The 16,796-nt window shown below is 33.3% G+C and carries 13 protein-coding genes; 6 read left to right on the top strand and 7 right to left on the bottom strand.

The features are described 5' to 3' along the window. Positions 1–7: 7 nt before the first annotated feature. Complete coding sequence (locus FLACOL7796_RS18325) at positions 8–1,132, bottom strand: N-acetylmuramoyl-L-alanine amidase family protein (protein WP_173972173.1); 1,125 nt, start codon at positions 1,130–1,132, stop codon at positions 8–10. An 82-nt stretch (positions 1,133–1,214) separates the two neighbouring features. Here FLACOL7796_RS18325 and FLACOL7796_RS18320 point away from each other — a divergent pair, with 82 nt between their 5' ends. Both FLACOL7796_RS18320 and FLACOL7796_RS18315 read left to right on the top strand, forming a co-directional pair. Further along, positions 1,215–3,938: a putative LPS assembly protein LptD gene (locus FLACOL7796_RS18320; RefSeq protein ID WP_394367912.1), complete on the top strand. Its 2,724-nt coding sequence runs from the start codon at positions 1,215–1,217 to the stop codon at positions 3,936–3,938. A gap of 124 nt (positions 3,939–4,062) precedes the next feature. After that, a complete protein-coding gene (locus tag FLACOL7796_RS18315) occupies positions 4,063–4,443 on the top strand; it encodes a RidA family protein (RefSeq protein WP_173972171.1) in 381 nt (126 codons plus the stop codon). Here the strand turns inward: FLACOL7796_RS18315 and FLACOL7796_RS18310 are convergent. The 6 genes from FLACOL7796_RS18310 to FLACOL7796_RS18285 form a co-directional block, all read right to left on the bottom strand. After that, positions 4,424–4,810, bottom strand: a complete 387-nt coding sequence (locus FLACOL7796_RS18310) for a methylglyoxal synthase (RefSeq protein WP_173972170.1) — start codon at positions 4,808–4,810, stop codon at positions 4,424–4,426. The two genes, FLACOL7796_RS18315 and FLACOL7796_RS18310, sit on opposite strands and share 20 nt — an antisense overlap. 193 nt (positions 4,811–5,003) lie before the next feature. Beyond that, positions 5,004–5,378 carry a methylglyoxal synthase gene (locus FLACOL7796_RS18305; protein ID WP_065450326.1) on the bottom strand — a complete coding sequence of 125 codons (375 nt, stop codon included), beginning with the start codon at positions 5,376–5,378 and terminating at the stop codon, positions 5,004–5,006. Between the two features lie 13 nt (positions 5,379–5,391). Continuing rightward, entirely contained in the window at positions 5,392–6,243 is an 852-nt protein-coding gene (locus FLACOL7796_RS18300; protein WP_173972169.1) for an N-acetylglucosamine kinase, read from the bottom strand. Positions 6,244–6,373: 130 nt separating this feature from the next. Then, positions 6,374–7,378: a type I glyceraldehyde-3-phosphate dehydrogenase gene (gene gap / locus FLACOL7796_RS18295; protein ID WP_173972168.1), complete on the bottom strand. Its 1,005-nt coding sequence runs from the start codon at positions 7,376–7,378 to the stop codon at positions 6,374–6,376. Between the two features lie 88 nt (positions 7,379–7,466). Then, positions 7,467–8,453 (bottom strand): 6-phosphofructokinase, encoded by a 987-nt coding sequence (pfkA, locus tag FLACOL7796_RS18290; RefSeq protein ID WP_173972167.1) that lies wholly within the window; start codon positions 8,451–8,453, stop codon positions 7,467–7,469. 312 nt (positions 8,454–8,765) lie between these two features. After that, the gene (locus FLACOL7796_RS18285) at positions 8,766–13,253 is read right to left on the bottom strand and encodes a translocation/assembly module TamB domain-containing protein (protein ID WP_232067403.1); all 4,488 of its coding nucleotides are present in this window, start codon (positions 13,251–13,253) and stop codon (positions 8,766–8,768) included. A gap of 206 nt (positions 13,254–13,459) precedes the next feature. Between FLACOL7796_RS18285 and tsaD the strand changes: the two genes are divergently transcribed. From tsaD to FLACOL7796_RS18265, 4 genes are all read left to right on the top strand, one after another. Next, the gene (gene tsaD, locus FLACOL7796_RS18280) at positions 13,460–14,482 is read left to right on the top strand and encodes a tRNA (adenosine(37)-N6)-threonylcarbamoyltransferase complex transferase subunit TsaD (protein WP_173972166.1); all 1,023 of its coding nucleotides are present in this window, start codon (positions 13,460–13,462) and stop codon (positions 14,480–14,482) included. A gap of 2 nt (positions 14,483–14,484) precedes the next feature. Then, positions 14,485–15,198, top strand: coding sequence for a 16S rRNA (uracil(1498)-N(3))-methyltransferase (locus tag FLACOL7796_RS18275; RefSeq protein ID WP_173972165.1), 714 nt, complete (start codon positions 14,485–14,487; stop codon positions 15,196–15,198). 270 nt (positions 15,199–15,468) lie between these two features. Then, positions 15,469–16,107, top strand: coding sequence for a DUF4159 domain-containing protein (locus tag FLACOL7796_RS18270; RefSeq protein WP_173972164.1), 639 nt, complete (start codon positions 15,469–15,471; stop codon positions 16,105–16,107). A 10-nt stretch (positions 16,108–16,117) separates the two neighbouring features. Further along, on the top strand, positions 16,118–16,615 hold the full coding sequence (locus FLACOL7796_RS18265) for a TrmH family RNA methyltransferase (RefSeq protein WP_173972163.1): 498 nt from the start codon (positions 16,118–16,120) through the stop codon (positions 16,613–16,615). Positions 16,616–16,796 lie beyond the last annotated feature (181 nt).

The raw sequence follows: 16,796 nt of genomic DNA, 5'->3' as shown, positions 1-16,796 counted from the left end.
GAGGCTATTATTTAATAGCGTCTTGAATACTGATTTTTTCTCCGTCTTTAGTTGCAACTAAAAAAGCGGCTCCATATCCTTTATCCTTAGCTTCTTCTAAATATTTTTTAGCAGCTGTATAATCTGAGGTTTCCTGATAAAAATATTTATAAATATTATTTTCGTACACCATTGTTACATTTTTTAATCCTTTAAAATTTTTAGGTTCTAAAGGTGTCTTTTTGATACTGGCAATAAGCTGTACTTTAAAGAACGTTCCTTTTGGAGTATTTTTGGCAACTGCAACAGTTTCTACCACTTTTGCTTTTACCGGAGTAGTGTCTCTTACAGGTCGCGCATCAATAGATTCATTAGATCCTGAACCAAAATATTCTCTTTTATAACTTATAATTGCTTCAGCAATAGCTTTTGCAATATCATTTTGTCCTTCTTCAGAATTTAAAATATTTCCTTCGGTAGGATTAGATATAAATCCGGTTTCAACTAAAACTCTTGGCATATACGCTTTATGAAGCACCATAAAAGGTGCTTGCTTTACTCCGCCTTGTCTTAGTTTTTTTCCAAGTTTTTCAAAGTTATCTTCAATTTTACTGGCTAATGAAATGCTGTTATCCTGATATTCTTCCTGCATTAAAGTCAATCCAATCATAGATTCAGGAGAATTTGGGTCGTAACCTTCGTATTTACGTTTATAATCTTTCTCTAAAGTAATAACCGAGTTCTCCTTTTTTGCTGCCTCAAGATTCGATGCCAGTTTACTTAAACCCATTACATACGTTTCGGTTCCGTCCGCAGCGGTATTTTTATTGGCATTACAGTGAATAGACACAAAAATATTCGAATTGGCTCTGTTTGCAATATTGGCTCTTTCGACCAAATCAATAAAAACATCTGTTTTACGAGTATAAATTACATTAACATTTGGCGTGCTTTCTAAAATTTTACCAACTTTTAAAACAATAGCCAAAGCAATATTTTTTTCAATCCGTCCGCTATAAACAGCTCCAAAGTCATGATCTCCATGCCCAGCATCAAGTGTTACCTTAAAAACATTTGACTGGCTGTATGCACAAAAAGACAATATCGTTAGAAAAAAAGTAAATATTACTTTAATTTTGTTAAATCTGTTCATAAATCTAAAAGTTAATTTTAATAAAACGTAACTGCTATAATTTTTACAATTGATTATTTTTGACAAAAAATTATATGTAAGTTTGACATGTCAAAAAACAAGCCATAATTTTACAAAAATAGCATTTAAACCTTTGCATACAAACTTATTTAATATCGTTTTATTATCATTTTTCCTAACATTAGGATGTGGTAATTTATATTCGCAAGAGATAAAAAACAAAAAAAAGCCGTTACCAACTGTAAAACAAACAGATAAACCCAAAACTGCTGTTACAGATATAACTCCGGCTCCCATAGCTGATACCATTAAGTTAGATACTGTAAAGACTAAAAAGAACGCTTTAGACGCGGTTACGAAGTATAAAGCTAAGGATTACGCGAAGTACGACAGGAAAAACAAAACGCTTACTTTATATAATGAAGCCGAATTATATTATAAAGATGTCGAGCTAAAATCGGGTATTATTGTTTTAAATCTCGAAAAAGATGAAGTTTATGCTGGCCGAATACGAGATTCTGCCGGTGTTTTAATACAATATCCAAATTTTAAACAAGGTCCGAGTGAAGTTCAGCCTGACTCTATCCGCTTTAATTTTAAAACAAAAAAAGCTTTAATCTATAATTCAAGAACCGAACAGGGAGAATTTAAAATCAAAGCTGCAATTACAAAAAAAGAAAACGATTCTGTTTACTTTTTAAAAGGTGCCCGTTTTACTACTGCAAAAGACATCGACGATCCCGAATATTATTTCAGAACAAATAAAGTAAAATTCGTTCCCAACAAAAAAGTTGTTGTAGGAACTACTCAAATGGTAATTGCTGATGTACCTACTCCATTAGTATTACCTTTCGCATTTTTCCCAATGACTAAGGAAAAAAGCGTTTCCGGTATTATCGTACCAAGTTATAACGACTCGAATACCAGAGGTTTCTCATTACAAAACATGGGATACTATTTTGCTTTAAACGATAATTACGACCTGACTGTTCTCGCCGATTATTATACCAATGGTAGTTATGCCATGCGCTTTGAATCTGCATACGCAACCAGGTATAAGTATCGGGGAAATTTAAATGTTCGTTTTGAAAACCTTATTAATAGCGAACGCGGTTATCCTGATTATAGCAAAGAAAACATCTATAACATTCAGTGGTCACACTCAAAAGATTCCAAATCAAATCCAAATTCAAGCTTTTCTGCTTCCGTAAATATGGGTAGTAGTAAATACTTTAAGCGATCGATTAACCAGGCCAACGTAGGATCTAATTTAAATAATACTTTAAATTCATCGATCTCATACAACAAAACCTTTAATACTATACCACAAGCGCGTTTTTCATTAACAGCAACGCACTCTCAAAATACACAAACAGAGCAAATTCAGATGACATTGCCGACTTTGCAAGCCAGCGTTGATCGTGTATATCCGTTTGTTGGAAAAGACGGGGTTAAAAAAGGTTTTATTAAAAACATCAACTTACAATATAACCTAAGTGGTAAAAACAATATCAATACTACAGATTCATTATTCTTTAAACCACAAATGTTTAGAGATGCACAAATAGGAATGCAACATAGTATCCCGATTAGTACGAACTTTAAAGTATTCAAGTATTTTAGTGCGGGTGCCTCTACTAATTATCAGGAAACATGGGTTACAAAAACTATTGATAAAAATTACGATCCTGAAAAAGGACAAATCGTAAATACAACCGTTAATGGTTTTGACGCTTTTAGAACGTATAATTTCAGTACGAATTTAGGAACTACTATTTACGGTACGTTTAATTTTGGAAGCGATAAAAAAATCCAATCTATTCGACACGTAATGCGTCCAACTGTTACGTATTCGTATACACCAAGTTTTGATCAATACTACAACAACTATACAGTTGATGCTACGGGAAGAATTTCGACTTATTCAAGATTTGACGGTGGTATTTTTGGAGCTCCTGGTAAAAGTAATTCTAACATTGTATCATTTGCTTTAAGCAATACTTTTGAAGCTAAAGTAAGAGACAGAGACAGCACAAAAACAGAACCTAAAAAGATCATGCTGTTAAACAACTTAAACTTCAGCACGAGCTATAATTTTAATGCTGACGGAAAAGAAACCTTAGCATGGCAGCCGGTTCTTGTAAGCGGTGGAACACAACTTTTTGACAATAAAATGAATGTGAATTTTGGCGCAACATTAGATCCTTATGCGATTGATAATGGAGGGGCCAGAATTAATACTTATAATATTGATAATGGTGGTAGTTTGTTTAGAATGACAAGTGCCAACGTAACTTTAAATTATTCGTTTTCGAATAAAGGAACCGGAAAAGAGCAGGAAAATAAGCAGAGTGAGCGGAACGGAGGTCGTAAAGATGATTTATTTGGTACAAACACAGACTTAAATGACAGCCGAAACAGCCAATTCGCCAATGATAAAGATGATGAAGACGACGTAATTACCGAATTCTTTAAAGCAAAGATACCTTGGGATATGACGATGGCCTATTCATTAACATATTCGAATATAAATCGCGAAAATAAGATTACAGGAAACTCTATTATGATATCTGCCAATATGGATATTACTCCTAAATGGAAAGGTGGGGTTTCTACCGGTTACGACTTTGTACAAAAAGGGGTTACTTTTACTCAATTTCGTTTTGAAAGAGACTTATTAAGCTGGAGAATGGCATTTAACTGGAGTCCACTAGGCGTAAACTCAAACTGGAACTTCTTTATCGGAATCAAATCCGGAATGCTTAGTGACATCAAATGGAACAAACGAAGTACTTCTAACCGATAATTTCCTTATTTAAAACTTATAACTCTTTTTAGTTATTATGAATTTATGTTTAAAAATTTAATCGTAATTTCATAATAACTAAGATTCTATAATTCTTCCGATTATTATATTTAAAACTATTACTATGAAAAAAATCATTTTTACTGACAAAGCACCAGCTCCAATTGGACCTTACAATCAGGCAGTATTATCAGGAAATACACTTTATGCATCTGGCCAGATCGCTATAAATCCAGCTTCGGGAGAACTTGTTATCGAAAATATAAACGATGAAACCACACAAGTAATGAAAAATATTGCAGCCATTCTTGAAGCTGCAAATATGACTTTTGAAAATGTAGTTAAAGCAACAATCTTTATTATGGACATGAATAATTTTGCTGCCATAAACGCTATTTACGGGTCTTATTTTGATGAAAAAACAGCGCCGGCACGTGAAACTGTTCAGGTGGCATGTTTACCTAAAAATGTAAACGTAGAGATTTCTATAATCGCTGTACAATAGCATTTAAAAACAATTGTGCCGTTGCCTCATTTGTAGCCAGCGGCACATTATGAACATCGCATATCCTGACCAGCATTTTAATATCTACTTCATGAGCATTGGTTACCAAAGGATCTGTAAACATAAAAACCACATTAATTTTGCCCTGGGCTACTTTAGACGCAATTTGAGCGTCGCCGCCCATTAAGCAGGGAAGCATCTTTTTTACCTTAAAACCTGACTTCTCAGCATTTCTCCCTAATATTCCTGTTGCAATTAATTTTATTTTATCATGTTGAAGCACAATTCCGTTTTTAATTAAAAACTGAATCATGTCTGCTTTTTTATTATCATGAGCAATAATCGCAATTAAAGTATGTTTTTTCATGATTTAGTAATAAATATAGACCAAATTTACACTAAAAACATACGTAAAATTATTACAAATCAATGAATATCAAATATTTAAGAATACTTCAATAAACATCATCAATTATATTATTATAATGAATTTTACAGGCAATAAAAAACCGTTTCAGTAAATGAAACGGTTTTGAGAATATATCTAAAAATGTAAAATTCTATAATTGCAGTGCGATAGCATTTAATAATAATTGAGCAGAAGCTTCATTTGTTGCCAAAGGTACATTATGTACATCGCAAACACGAATAAGCATATTAATGTCGACTTCATGAGCGTGGCTTGCAAGAGGATCTTTAAAAAAGAAAACCATTTGCGTTTTACCTTCGGCTACACGCGCAGCAATTTGTGCGTCGCCTCCCATTGGTCCTGAAAGCATTCTTTTTACCTTAAATCCGGCATTTACAGCTTTACTTCCGGTAGTTCCTGTCGCGATCAGCTTAATATTTTCCTGAAGCAAAAGCGTTTTGTTTTTATTTAAAAACTGAACCATATCTGCTTTTTTACCATCGTGCGCTATTATAGCTATTTCCATACTTACTTTTTAATTATTGATTAGCAACGTGATAAGCAATCAAACCGTCGATAGGTCTTCTTAAAACATTACCTAACTGAAGTTCATATTTATCAAATGTCTCCTGTAATTCGTCTTTTAGATAAAAAGCGATAGAACCTACAAAATGAACCGGAACTTCTTTGCAATTATCAAATTGCTTGATGTAATTTTTCACAAAAGATTTCATCCCTTTGAAGATGATTTTTCTGCAAAACTCAGTGTCTTTATGCTTGATTAAAAACTTAGCAAAAGTCGCTAAATAAGCATTTGGATTTGGTTCTTTGTATAATTTATTTTTGATATAATCAGGATCTAAATCATATTCTTTTTCAAATTCTACTGCCAGTTCTTTAGGCATTTTATTGAAATAATATTTTCTGATTAATTCTTTTCCAAAAACGTTTCCGCTACAATCATCCATGGCAATATACCCTAATGATTGTACTTTTTGATGCAATACTTTACCATCAAAATAACTACAGTTAGAACCTGTTCCTAAGATACTAACAATCGCTTCTTCTCCTTTTGGAGTAGTGGCATAAACTGCTGCGTAAGTATCTTCATGAACTTCTACAATAGCATTAACAAAATATTCCTGGAATATTTGCGAAAGCTCTGTTTTCATTCTGTCAGTTCCACAACCTGCTCCGTAAAAGAACAAATGTGTAGCATTTTTTTTATTTTGTAAAATATCAAAACGGTCATTTAATCTTTCGATAATTTCAGGACCTTCAAGAATTTCAGGATTTAATCCTAATGTTTGTGTGGTGAATAATACTTTTCCATTATCATCAATTGCAATCCAATCGGCTTTAGTAGATCCACTATCAACTATTAATTTCATTTTATTTAGTTTTTGGATTAGTTTTTCTTTAACTAAATAAAAAGTGTATTTTTTACATTAATTAAAGACCTAACAAAATACGAAAATCCCGTTATTTTGAGATAACGGGATTTTGCGTATAAATATAGTATTATTTTAAACCTGCGATGTGCACAGACAAATCAATTAATTTGCTTGAGTATCCGTACTCATTATCATACCAAGATACTAATTTGAAGAAAGTTGAATTTAAACCAATTCCTGCAGTAGCATCAACGATAGATGTTCTTTTGTCAGAGATAAAATCCTGAGAAACAACTGCATCTTCAGTATATCCTAAGATACCTTTTAATTCATTTTCAGAAGCTTTCTTTAAAACAGCCATAATTTCTTCGTAAGAAGTTTCTTTAGCTACTTTTACAGTTAAATCTACTACAGAAACGTCAGCAGTAGGAACACGGAAAGACATTCCAGTTAATTTTCCATTCAAAGCAGGAATTACTTTTCCAACAGCTTTAGCAGCTCCAGTTGAAGATGGGATGATGTTGATGCTAGCAGCACGTCCACCTCTCCAGTCTTTTCTAGAAGGACCATCAGCAGTCATTTGAGTTGAAGTTGTTGCGTGAACAGTTGTCATTAAACCTTCAACAATTTCGAAATTATCGTGAATTACTTTAGCTAAAGGAGCTAAACAGTTTGTAGTACAAGAAGCGTTAGAAACAACTAAATCAGTAGCTTTTGCAGTTTCATGGTTTACTCCCATTACAAACATTGGAGCATCTGCAGAAGGAGCAGAAATAATTACTTTTTTAGCACCACCTTTAATGTGCTCATTTGCAGTTTCGATAGTTGTGAAGATACCAGTACATTCAGCAACTACGTCAACATCAACTTCATTCCATTTTAAGTCAGCTGGATTTCTTTCTGCAGTGATACGGATATTTCTTCCGTTTACATAAAGTTTTCCTTCTTTTACTTCTACAGTTCCGTTGAAACGACCGTGAACTGAATCATATTTTAATAAATAAGCCAAGTGATCAACATCTAATAAATCGTTGATTGCTACAACTTCTACATTATCTCTATTGAAAGTTTCTCTAAAAACGATTCTTCCGATACGTCCAAATCCGTTTATTCCTAATTTTACTTTTGACATTTTACTTAATTTTTGCTTTTGTTTTTATTACACTACTTTAAAGTCTAATTTCCTCACAATAAACTTCTTTCCTTTTTAAACTTTTATTTTATGTTGACATGATATCAGACACTCTCAACAATTCTCTATCAATTTCAGATTTACCTTTAATTGCTTGTTCAAGAGGGGTTAAGGCAACTTTATCTGCCTGAAGACCTACCATGTAATTTGATTTACCTTCGATTAAAGATTCTACAGCTTTTACACCTAAACGGCTTGCAAGAACACGGTCGAAACAAGATGGAGAACCACCACGTTGCATATGTCCTAAAACAGATACCCTTACATCATACTCAGGCAAATTAGCTTCTACGTAATCTTTTAATTCGAATACGTTTTTACCAATTTTATCCCCCTCAGCAATAACTACTATACTTGATGATTTTCCTGAAGCTTTACTTTTTTGAAGAGAGTCTAGTAATCTGTCTAAACCTAAATCTTCTTCAGGAATAAGAATTTCTTCGGCACCAGCTCCAATACCTGCATTAAGAGCAATGTGACCTGCATCTCTACCCATAACCTCTACAAAAAACAAACGGTTATGAGAACTTGCTGTATCTCTAATTTTATCAATACAATCAACTACTGTATTTAAGGCAGTATCATATCCTAAAGTATGACTTGTACCATAAATATCATTATCAATTGTACCGGGAATTCCCATTACAGGAAAACCATATTCTGAATTAAAAATTAATCCTCCGGTAAAACTTCCGTCACCTCCTATTACAACCAAGGCATCAACTCCGGCTTTCACAAGATTCTCGTGTGCTTTTTTTCTACCTTCAGGGGTTCTAAACTCAACTGAACGAGCTGATTTCAGGATCGTTCCACCTTTGTTTACAATATTATTTACACTTCGGGGACCCATTTCTTTGAAATCTCCTTCGATCATTCCTTGATACCCTCTATAAATTCCTATGCATTCTATATTATGATAAGCGCACGTTCGAACAACTGCTCGTATTGCGGCATTCATTCCTGGTGAGTCTCCACCTGATGTTAGAACACCAACTTTTTTTATTGTTTTTGGCATTATTTAAGTATTAAAGTGTAAAATTAACAAACATTCACCACTTTTCAGGTGATGTTTATCATAAATTAATAAAATCTGTTAAATTCAAACGTTTTCGTTAATAAGTTTTTCGATAGTAAAAATTTCATTTAAAATAATAAAACGTGCTTATTTTAATTAAATCTTTAAAATTAACAATACATAAATGAAGTGTTATAAAAATTCGGCATCATTTTATATTTGTAAGAAAATAAATCAGCCCCTAATTTAGCACAAAAAAAACCATTCGGGGTAGCGAATGGTTTCTTTTAAGATTATTTTTAACATTATTGTCTAAAAGTCGTTGTCAGGGATTAAACCTTCACTATTATTTTTAGGCTGCTCTTTTTTCTCTTCTTCTTTTTTATCGGATTTCTTTTTGTCTTTTTCGGCATCTTTTTTATTCGAGAATTTAACAAAATCAGGATTCAGATACGAATCCTGCAAATCATCCGAAGAGCTTTTTATTGCCCTTTCTAATTTATGATTCTTGAACAATTTATTGACCAACTCGCTAAAAGTATCAAAATCGACTTCGTACGAAATACCAACTCCCTGCGTATATCCAATTCCCTGTCCTATATAATTAATGTCATTTTCTTTGTTGAACAAACGAAGATTCATAGATCCGTCCTCATTCACACGGTACAATATCTCGATATCCCCCACAATTGCGGACTCATTTACACCACCAATAGGTACACCTAATTTTCCGTTTATAGTGATTCTCTCGTTTACCTGAGAGGTGATATTAGCCACAAACTGACCATCGGCTTCCTGACCGATTCGTTTATCTGCTGATATAAAATTCAAATCGATATTGATCTTATCATTATCAGATTTAATAATTCCGCCTAATAAACTTGCAGCAGTTTCGGCAAATGTTCCTGATAAATCGCTTTGATTAAATCCGTCCGGACTCATAAACGATCCTGTCGAAAGCAAATACAAGGCTTGCGTCTGACGAACGTCTTTATCATCCAGCTTGTATTGAATCTCTGATTTAAGGACATTACTCACCGATGGAAACTGAATATCAAAATTAGGCTCAGGACTCGTTAAATCTCCTCTTAAACCAATAACAACTTCTACCGGTACTTTTTTATTGAAAGAAGAGTTCTCTAACAATACAGCAGGATTCGCAGATGTTTTATACACGGCTTCAAGATTTAACTGGGCTTTCATAGGGTTTCCTTCCCATATAATAGATCCTCCTTTTTTAACCGCGAATTTTTTATCTATTAAACCTCCGTATTTAAAATTATAAGTTCCTTCGTATGCCTGGAAATCTCCCCACATATTAAATTTACCCAGCGTATTGATTTTAAACAATAAAGATCCGTATCCTTTTCCTTTCATACCATGACCGGAATTTCTGTCCAGGATTACCTCTACTTCGGCATCGGGCGTAATATCAAAATCAAATTCTAACTCAAGACCATTGTAATTTCTTGTTTTTTCGATAATACCATTGGCCAAGTTGTATTTTTCTTTTGGCGTAACAAAATGTATCCAGCTGCTTTCTCCCACACTTTGCGCGTTGTTAATAGGAATTTTAACTTCGGTTCCTTTCTCTGATTTAGCATCTACTTTTATAAAAAGATTTTCTGTTGGTCCTTTAATACTTGCTGTACCATTAATAAAAGCAGTACCAAAATATGCAGCATCTTCACTGTCTTTTGTATCCAGCGCGAGCAATCGTTTTGAGGTAATGGTAAGATCCAGTTTCCAGTCGCCAAAATTATGATGTTCGATACTTCCGTTCAGCAAACCTTTGGTTCCGAACTTAGTATCTGTTAATTGATTGTTCCTGAATAAGAATTTCTCATCTGTTAAATCGATAACCGTTCGATCACTTAATTCATAATCGGTATTAAGGTACGGAACTGTCATTCCTGCTTTTTCTACATAAAGCCTTCCGTTGATCTCCGGTTTTTTAAGATTACCAACAACTGCCGCATTCCCGGAAACAGATCCTCTTACATTAGACAAAACATCTCCTCCTACTGTACCTAAAGTGGCCAGATTAAATCCTTCGAGTTTTAGATTTAAATCTAAGAAAGTCTCTTTATTTTCGATGGCGAAAGTTCCGTTTGCTCTAAACGATTCTGTAAAACCATTTTGAATGGAGGAATTTATCGTAAATTTTTTAAAGCTTTCATCTCCGGAAATATCAAATTTCAGAGTTCCTAAATCTACTTTATTTAAATTAAGATGATCTATAGAAATGGCCGCCGTGGGCTGATAAACGTTCTTGTTCTGCTTATAATTGATATTACCATTCAGGTTACCATTAAATACAAATTTTGAATTGAGCGGCGTAATCTTATTAATGTCGACGTCTTCAAAATTAAGGACGAGATCTTTATAATCACTTCCTTTTATGACTCCATTTAAATCAATTTTCTGATTTTCGTGCGATAAAATGATATTATCAATGGTAAAGTTTTTAAAGAACTGATCAAATACAATCTGATTATCCTCGCCGTCATTTTCGTTTAAATACCATAAATAGTCCTTAAACTTCATTTCAGATTTCTTGATTCCTACGATATTATTCTTGTTCTTATCAATCGTATGATACAAATCCAGATTAAAATAATCTTCTCCTTTTGATCCTCCTTTAAACTCAGAACGAACAAAAAGGGTATCTTTTGCAGTAACATTAATCAGGTTGAAATCGCGTATTTTATAATAAGGCGTTTTAATACTGTCTAACTCAACATAGGCGTTATAAAGCGCATTTTTATTATCAATATTAATTCGGATATTATCGAATGTATTTTTTGCTGCTGTAATTTTTTGAGATTTAAACCTGAATTTAAATTCCTGCAGATCTGAATCTATTTTTCCGCGCACTACGGTACTCGAATCAATATTGATTTCCGGATACAGCATTTCGACCACTTTATCATAGACATGAAAGTTGAATCGTAAAAACTGACCTTTTTTAACTTTATAAGGTTTATAATTGGTATACAAACTCCCTACCGAATTCATAACCAGCTTATCCAATTGTCCGAACTGAAACTTACCTACAATTTCTCCTTTTACAACATCGTCTGAGCTAATGGTTATCGTACGCAATTTATCAGCGTCGAAATTCGAGTTTACCGTTATTTCATCAAAAGTATAAATTGCTTTTGGGTTTTGATAAACGGCGTCTCTAATAGAAACCGTTCCCTGAAGGTTTTCTATCGAATTTCCGGTTACTTCAACTACTGCGTCCCCGCGGAAATTAGAAATAGAATCGTTAATGAATTTTAGTTTTCTAAGATCTGCATTTTCTACATTAATATGAAAATCATATCGGCTTTCGCGTTTACTCAAATCTACCAATCCGTCAAAGGTCAAATTCAAGTTTGGATCATTTACAGATAATTGTCCTTTATAATAAGGCAATTTAAAATTACCATTTACAACGATATTATTATAGGTATACTTATTATAATCTAATTTAGAGATATCTCCTTTTATAATCGTGTTCAGGTATTTCTCTGTAAAACCTACACCGTCAACATCTAAATTTAAAGTGGTTTTGCCAATATCCTTACGATCCAGCAAAGCTCCAACATTAAAATTATCCAGAATTATATTTCCTGAATACGATGCTTTATCAATAAAATCGATATTGTTCATGTGCAAATCTGCCTGACCATTACCGAGATCGGTTATCATTTTAAAATCAGCTTCTAATGCTGTTGTCGAGACTTTAGCTTTACCAACGATATTAAATTTACCGACTCTTTTAAGTTCTTTTGGAAGTTTTTTCCCAAGAATACCAGGCAATATCACCACTAAATTATCATAACTGGAAATCAGCTTATCAAATTTACCGATCATGGCAAACTTTTGCTCTTTTGTCCCTAAAAGATTTTTAAAATTAATGTTTCCATTAATCTTTGAACCATTTGTATCGGTTAAATTAAGGTGTTTTAAATTAAGATTATTTAATGGTCCGTCGATTTTAGCTTTAATTCTAAAATGCTGATTTTTACCCAATCCATCAAAGAAATAACGAATATCATTTGATGCAATTGAAGCAGAATCAAGTGCAACATCAAATTTTACTTTATCTGTAAAATGCAGAAAATCTTCTACTTTATAATTTAAAATAGCTTTTCCGTAAATCCAGGTTCTCTTGGTTTTTATAGCCAGATTTTCGACCTTGATTTGCTTTTTGGTATAACTAAATTTACCCGCAAAGTTGGAAACGTATAAACCTCGATGATCTAAAAAAGAAAACCGATGAATATTAGTATTTACATCGGGACCGTATAGTTTAAAATCACTTATGTAGGCGTTTAGTTTCTTAAAATCAAGAAATACCGGTGTGGTTTTGTTCTCGTCGACTACAGAAAATGAACCTTTTGAGATATACGCATTCTTAGCCGTTAGCAAAAAATGCTTACTGGACTTGGCTCTTTCCGGACTGGTTTCGAAAGATTTTATAAACTTATTGATATTGTTTTCGTCTTCGTTTTTATAGGTTTTTAAATTAAAAATTAAACCAGTTAATCGAAGATCTCCAAAAATTAAATCACCATCGAGCAATCTTTTAATGCTTAAAATATCGGTAGTAATAAGATCTGAGTATATTAAAGTTTTCTTGTGGTGGTCGCGAATCAGGACTTTTTTAAGTTTTACACCTCCAAAAATATTGATCGCTACTTTGTCTACAGAAATATCGGTTTTAAAATCGGTATTTAAAGTTTCTGTGACATACTTTGCGATTTTTGTCTGAACAATAGGCAAAGCCAAGGTAATAGCCAATACTAACAAAAGTAAAATTAACCCAATTAGGGTTCTGGATATTATTTTCTTTACTTTTTTGATAGCTGCTTTTATTTTAGTTTTCTTTTAAATTTATTTGAACAGACAAAGAACGACTGTTTTTGATAAAAATTCTTTAATTTTGGCTTCTCCTTATAATAAAAGAAAATCAAATATTTGATTTGTCAAATATAATTCAAAATTCGTGCCTTTATATGCAAAATTCAGAGGTTTTTATTCTTGCCATCGAAAGTTCATGCGACGATACTGCTGCCGCGGTTTTACATAACGACAAAGTACTCTCAAATGTTGTTGCCAATCAGTTAATTCACAACCAATATGGTGGTGTTGTTCCGGAATTGGCTTCGAGAGCACACCAACAAAATATTGTTCCGGTCATTGATGCTGCGCTTCGTAAAGCAAATGTACAAAAAGATCAACTAACTGCCATTGCCTTCACACAAGGTCCGGGTTTAATGGGCTCTTTACTTGTGGGAAGTTCTTTTAGCAAATCATTGTCATTGGCGCTGGGAATTCCGTTAATTGCTGTAAATCATATGCATGCCCATATTTTGGCTCATTTTATAGACGAAGAGGGCTTTGATAAACCAGAATTTCCGTTTTTGGCTTTAACCATTAGTGGTGGTCATACTCAAATCGTAAAAGTTAATGGCTTTTTTGATATGGAAATCATTGGCGAAACTACTGATGACGCGGTTGGAGAGGCTTTTGATAAGAGTGCCAAAATTCTTGGACTTCCCTATCCTGGCGGACCTTTGATTGATAAGTATGCCAAAGAAGGAAACCCAAAAGCATTTGCTTTTACAAAACCAAAAGTTCCGGGATTAGATTTTAGTTTCTCTGGATTAAAAACGGCGATTTTATATTTTATCCAAAAGAAAAAACTGGAGAACCCGAATTTTATCGAGGAAAATCTGAATGATATTTGCGCTTCTATACAATATACCATCATCGAAATTTTGATGGATAAATTGAAATTAGCGGTAAAAGAAACCGGAATTAAACAAATTGCCATTGGCGGAGGAGTTTCGGCAAATTCAGGTATCAGAACAAGATTAAAAGAAAGTGAAGGAAAATATGGTTGGAAAACCTTTGTTCCTAAATTTGAATATACTACCGATAACGCTGCAATGATAGGAATTGTAGGATATCAAAAATATTTATCAAGCCGTTTTGAAACTTCTGCAGTGGTTTCTAAAGCGCGAATTCAATTTTAATTATGCAATTATTTTACAATCCGGATATTGACGAATCAACTGAGAGTTTTTCTTTTGATAAGGAAGAAAGCCGACACATTATAAAGGTTTTACGAAAGAAAGATTCCGATATATTACACGTTACAAATGGTTCAGGCTTATTGTTTGAAACCGAAATCACTTTGGCTTCTGACAACAAATGTATCGTTCAGGTTCTTTCTATCAAAAAAACTGACGAACCAAAATTCCGTTTGCATCTTGCTGTTGCTCCAACCAAAATGAACGATCGTTTTGAGTGGTTTCTGGAAAAAGCAACCGAAATTGGTGTTCAGGAAATTACGCCTATTATTTGTGACCGATCTGAGCGTAAAGTGGTTAATTTAGAGCGTTTTGAAAAGATTATTCTTTCGGCAATGAAACAATCTAATGAAACGTTTTTACCAAAATTGAATGAAGCTATTTCGTTTAAGGAATTCATCAAACAAAAAAATGAGGGTTTGCAATTGATTGCACATTGTGAAGAAACTGACAAAAAATCATTGAAAGAAATCCTGAAACCTAATGAAAGTGTTACCATGCTTATTGGGCCTGAAGGTGATTTTTCTGAAAAGGAAATTGCATTGGCTTTAGAAAATAATTATCAACCTGTGACTTTAGGAAATACGCGTTTGAGAACGGAAACAGCTGCGATTGTGGCGTGTCATAGTGTTGTGTTTTTTAATGAAAGTTCTAATTGATTAACATTATTGTCATTTCGACGAAAGTGTTATTATGAAAATGATTGTCCTAGCCCCGATAGAAGTGGAAATCCTTTTATTTTTTTCCTTTAAAAAAATAAAAGATTGGAACGGATAGCGGGATCAGCTCCTGAAAAAAATGATTTGGTTTTAGTATAGAAATTGAAAAAACATATTCGTCAAAGATTAACGATACTATGTGGAGTTTCTAGTGTGATATCTCCTTCGTCGAGATGACAAAAAAAGAGATGACAAAAAATATAAAATTATATGAGAAAAATATTTCTTTTGTTTTTATTGGTTTCTATTTCTTCGTTTTCGCAGGAAATTGCTCTGCTAAAATACAGTGGTGGTGGCGATTGGTACGGAAATCCAACTTCTTTGCCTAACTTAATTAAGTTTTGTAATGCCAATATTAATACGCGAATAAAAGCAAAACCTTCGACTGTTGAACCTGGTAATCCTGATTTGCTTTCGTATCCGTTTGTGCATATGACGGGACACGGAAATGTGGTTTTTAGCGATTCGGATGTTAGTAATCTTAGAAATTATCTGAACGGTGGCGGTTTTCTTCATATTGATGATAATTATGGAATGGATCAATATATTCGAAAAGAAATTAAAAAAATATTCCCTAATAATAATTTAATCGAGATTCCGGCGAATCATCCTATTTTTCAAAAACCATATCCTTTCCCAAACGGATTGCCTAAAATTCATGAGCATGACGGAACTCGTGCGCAGGCTTTTGGAATTTTCGTAGAAAACAAATTGGTATTATTATATACGTATGAATGCGATTTGGGCGATGGATGGGAAGATGCCGAAGTACATAACGATCCGCTTGCTGTTAGAGAAAAAGCCTTGAAAATGGGTGCAAACATTATCAATTACATTTTTACCAACTAAAATTTAACTAGTGCAGCTTACCCACGAAGAAAATCAGTTTGAGAGAAAAACATTTCCGATAACATTGGTTTGTGATCATATTTATTTTCAGCAAAACATAGGTTCTCTTTTTAGAATCAGTGAAGCTTTTGGGGTCGAGAATATTATCTTTTTAGGAAAAGATATTCCGCTTACGCCAAGAAAAATCAACAAAACTTCGAGAAGCACGCATCTTCACGTGCCTCATACTATAATAGAAGAAACAGCAACTCTTGTTGACTATTTACTTGAAAATAACTTTGAAATTATTGCTTTGGAAATCGCCAGCAATAGTAAACCTCTTAAAGAAATTGTGATTCCTGATAATCGAAAAATTGCACTTTTGATAGGAAGTGAAATTGACGGAATCTCTGATGAACTTTTGAAAATTTCGAACCAAATTGTACACATCAATATGTTCGGGAAAAACTCCAGCATGAATGTTGTACAAGCGGCAAGTATAGCTTTGTATGAGATTACTTCTTTCTAATTTTTTGTTTTAAATATTGTTAAAATTGGAGCATATTCTAAAATAAGCTGCAAAACAAATCTGTAAAACCATCGACTAAAAGCAAATAAATACGGCAAAACGCATCTTAAAAATAAATAAGTAAGAAAAAACATCTTAAAAATAATTTTATTTTTTTTGTAAGAACTAGACTATATAAGGG

It is taken from the genome of Flavobacterium bizetiae, assembly GCF_902804475.1.
In the GTDB taxonomy this organism is placed as follows: Bacteria; Bacteroidota; Bacteroidia; order Flavobacteriales; family Flavobacteriaceae; genus Flavobacterium; species Flavobacterium bizetiae.
The sequence above is the reverse complement of the archived record's forward strand: the minus strand, read 5'-3'. Positions and strand labels throughout refer to the sequence as shown.